The sequence below is a fragment of the Methylobacterium sp. A52T genome, assembly GCF_053346095.1.
The window spans coordinates 1-3,522 of the sequence record NZ_JBKFBI010000255.1; the positions used below are offsets into that span (position 1 = coordinate 1).

General features: G+C 77.3%; 3 protein-coding genes and 1 pseudogene. 1 reads left to right on the forward strand and 3 read right to left on the reverse strand.

The window, feature by feature from the left end:
- The 3 genes from ACLBYE_RS29965 to ACLBYE_RS29975 all read right to left on the reverse strand — a co-directional run.
- Nucleotides 1-949 (reverse strand): glycosyltransferase family 2 protein (locus ACLBYE_RS29965; protein WP_447696945.1); only part of this gene is annotated, 949 nt, incomplete at its 3' end.
- Nucleotides 946-1,923 (reverse strand): rhamnosyltransferase, encoded by a 978-nt coding sequence (locus ACLBYE_RS29970; RefSeq protein ID WP_447696947.1) that lies wholly within the window; start codon nt 1,921-1,923, stop codon nt 946-948. The genes ACLBYE_RS29965 and ACLBYE_RS29970, both read right to left, overlap by 4 nt.
- A 65-nt stretch (nt 1,924-1,988) precedes the next feature.
- Nucleotides 1,989-2,621, reverse strand: coding sequence for a PadR family transcriptional regulator (locus tag ACLBYE_RS29975; RefSeq protein ID WP_447696946.1), 633 nt, complete (start codon nt 2,619-2,621; stop codon nt 1,989-1,991).
- A 327-nt stretch (nt 2,622-2,948) separates the two neighbouring features.
- Between ACLBYE_RS29975 and ACLBYE_RS29980 the strand changes: the two are divergent.
- Nucleotides 2,949-3,522, forward strand: a pseudogene (locus tag ACLBYE_RS29980) (glycosyltransferase); the annotation flags it as partial.

Genomic DNA, 3,522 nt, shown 5'->3' on the forward strand with positions numbered 1-3,522 from the left:
CGGGCCGCGCGCGCGCGGCCCGCAGGAGGTCCGGCACGAGCCCCGGCAGCGCCGCGGCGAGGAGCCCCGCCGCCCGCAGGACCTCCGCGGCCTCCCGGGGGGAGCGGCGGGCGAGGGCCAGGGCGAGCCGCAGGGGCACCTGCGCGCCGAAGCTCGCCGCCGTCAGGCCGAGGGCCGTCGCGGCGCCGTGGTGCTTGCCGGCGTAGAGGATCTGGCTGCGCAGGAAGTAGAACAGCCGCCGCGCCCGCACCTGCCGGGTCGTGCCCTGGCCGACATGGCGGGCGACCGCCCCGGCCACGTGCCGCACCGCGAAGCCCGCCGCCCGGGCGCGTTCGCAGAGGTCGGCATCCTCCCAGTAGACGAAGAAGCGCGGGTCGAACCCGCCGAGGCTCCGGAACAGGTCGCGGCGGATCATCAGGAAGGCGCCCATCACCTGGTCGACGGCGCGGTCCTCCGCGTGGTCCCACTCCAGCAGGAAGTGCGGCCGCACGAGGCCGAGGCGGTCCAGTGCCAGGGCGCGGCCGAGGAGGCCCAGCGCCGAAGGCGCCCGGGCGCAGGAGCGCGCGGTCCGCCCGTCCGGGTCGACGAGCCGCGCGCCCACGATCCCGGTCCGCGGGTCGGCCGCCAGGGCGGCCAGGGCCACGCCGAGCGCGTCGGGCGCGACCTGCGTGTCCGGGTTCAGGAACAGGATCGCGGGGGCGTCGCCGGCGGCGGCGCCCTGGTCGCAGGCCCGGCCGAAGCCGAGATTCGCGGTGTTCTGGATCAGCCGCAGCGGGCGGGGCAGGGCGGGCAGGGTCTCGGTGGAGCCGTCCGTCGAGGCGTTGTCCACCACGGTGACCTGCACGGCCGCGGCGTCCCGCGCGGCCGCGAGGCTCGCGAGGCAGGCGCGCAGCAGGCCGCCGCCGTTCCAGTTGACGATCACCACGTCGAGGGCAGGGCGGTCGGTCACGGCAGATCCCGGGGCAGATCTCGGGGCAGATCTCGGGGCAGGTCCCGGGGCGGACCGAGGCGCCCGAGGGCGCCGTCGCGGGCGGCCGCGAGGAGCCTGAGCAGCACGGCGGGCCGGAAGCCCGAATCCGCCCAGTACAGCCCGGCCTGGAGCGGCAGGTAGGCGGCCTGGGCGAGTTTCCAGCGCGGCGGCACGTGCGGCAGCCGCCACGCGTAGATCGCGTTGCGCAGGTAGGTCGCCATGCGGAACAGGGGCTGGCGCGGCATCGTGATCCCGAAGGCCCGGATCGTCCCGCCGCCGACGCGGTGCGGGATCGCGACGGCGGCGGCTTGGTAGCAGCCGTAGCCGAGGCTCCAGGCACGGAAGCACCATTCGAGCTCGACCCCGTCGATGAAGAAGTCGCCGCGGAACGGCCCCACCCGCGCGAAGGCGTCGAGGTCGACGAGCGAGCCCGAGGTCGCCAGGAACTGCACCGGGGCGAGGCCGTCGCGTGCCGGCGCGCCGGGACGGGGCGGGTAGGCCGGCGCCTTGTGGCCCGGTGCCGGCGCCGGGACCGGGCCCACCACCGCCGCCGGCTGGCGCCCCGGCGCCGCCCCCGCGCCCGCCCCCCCCCCCCCCGCCGGGATCCCGGCCTCCCGCAGCCGGTCCCGCGCCGCCAGCAGCGCGGCGGCGAGGTCCGCGGGCGGCTCGGCGTCCTGGTCGAGGAGGAGGAGGGTCCCGGACCCCGCGGCGCGGGCGGACGCGGCGATCCGGTTGAGCGCCTCGGCGATGCCGAGATTCGTGCCCGCCGACAGCAGGGTCACGCCGGCCCGGGCGAGCTGGTCGGCCATCCCGGCCGGGAGGCCGCCATTGTCGAAGGCGATCACCGCGGCGTCGCCGGCCGCCGCCAGGGCCCGGACGCGCGCCACTTGGTCCGGCCGCGGCCGGAACAGGGTGACCCCGAGGACGAGGCGGCCGAGCCGCGGGTCGGGCACCGGCCGCGTCCCGGCAAGGGGCCCGGCAGAGGCCCCGGTGACGGGCGCGAGACGGTCGCGATCCGTCACGCCCGCTCCACCGCGGCGGTCGCCGCCTCCAGGGCCGCCGTGATGGCGGCGGCCTGCTCGGCGCTGAGCGGACCGCGGGCGAGCCGCATCTGCAGGGCGAGCTTCAGCCCCTCCTTGGCGCGCACGACCGAGGGCGGGGGACCGTCGCCCCGGGCGGCCTCGGCCTCCGCCATCCGGGCGAGGATCGCCTCGAGGGTCGGGCGGTTGCCGTCCAGAAAGGCCTGCCCCTCGGGCGTGATCGCGTGCAGCCGCTTGGTGCCCTCCCCGGGGGTCACCGTGACGTGGCCGAGTTCCTCCAGGAGGGTCAGCGTCGGGTAGACGGTCCCGGGGCTCGGGCTGTAGGCGCCGCCGACCCGCTCCTCGATCGCCTTGATGATCTCGTAGCCGTGGCGCGGCTTCTCGGCGATCAGGTGGAGGATGACGAGGCGCAGGTCGCCGTGGGCGAAGAAGCGCGCGAGGTCGCCGCGGCCGCCGCGGCCGAACATCCGGCGCTCGCCGGGACCGCGACCCGGGTGACCGTGGGGACCGTGCCGTCCGCGGGGGTCGCCGCCCATCGGGCCGCGATGGGCACGGACGCGGAAGGCGTCGAAGGGATCGGCGTGCAGGCCGTCCGAGACATAGGGATGCATGGATTCGACTCGATTTCGATATGACGAATTTAAAGATATATCGAAATACGGTCGGCAGCAAGGCCCCTCCGCCGGTCCGCGGCGTGGCCCGCGGCGCGGACGCCGGCGGCGCCCCGCGGTTTACGGATTCGGCCGGTTCCGCTAGTGCGACTTGTGTCCGACAGGACGATCGCTCCCGCGCCGCCTCGCGCCTCCGACGCTGCCCGCCAGCTGCCGCCCATGACCCGATCAGAGCCCCGCGCCTCGACGGCGCCCGCCCGGCGGGCGGCCGATGGATCCCGCGCCCCGTGACGGCCCGCGGCGAACGCCCCTCCGCAGAGTCCTGAGATGCGCCGCGACTCCGACGGGACCGGCCGGATCTCGGCCCTGACGCGGATGCGACGCCGCCTCGGCCGGCTGCGCGATCCGCTGGCCACGCCGGCGGCGCTGCACCGACGCTGGGCGGGCGCGGCGACCGGCGCGGATCTCGAGGCGCGCCTGATCGGCGCCCTGGCTCCACACTTTGACACGGCGTTCTACGCGAGCTGGTACGGGATCGCGGCCGACCCGGTGCGCGACTACCTCGTCCACGGCTGGCGCGAGGGCCGCGACCCGCGCCCCGACTTCGACTCCGCCGCCTACCTCGCCGCCCATCCCCACCTCGCCCGCGCCGGCATCAACCCGCTCCTGCACGCCCTCGCGCGCCGCCGCGCCGGGCGGGGCGGGGCCGGCGGGGGGGGGGAGGCGCCCGCCCTGCCCAAGCCCGACACGGCCGAGGCCCCCCGCCTCGCCCGCCGCCTCGTCGACGGCGCCTTCTACCTCGCCGGCAACCCCGACCTCGCCGCCGCCGGCGTCGACCCGGTCGACCACTACATGGCCTCCGGCTGGCGCGAGGGCCGCGAGCCGGCGCCGCAATTCGGCA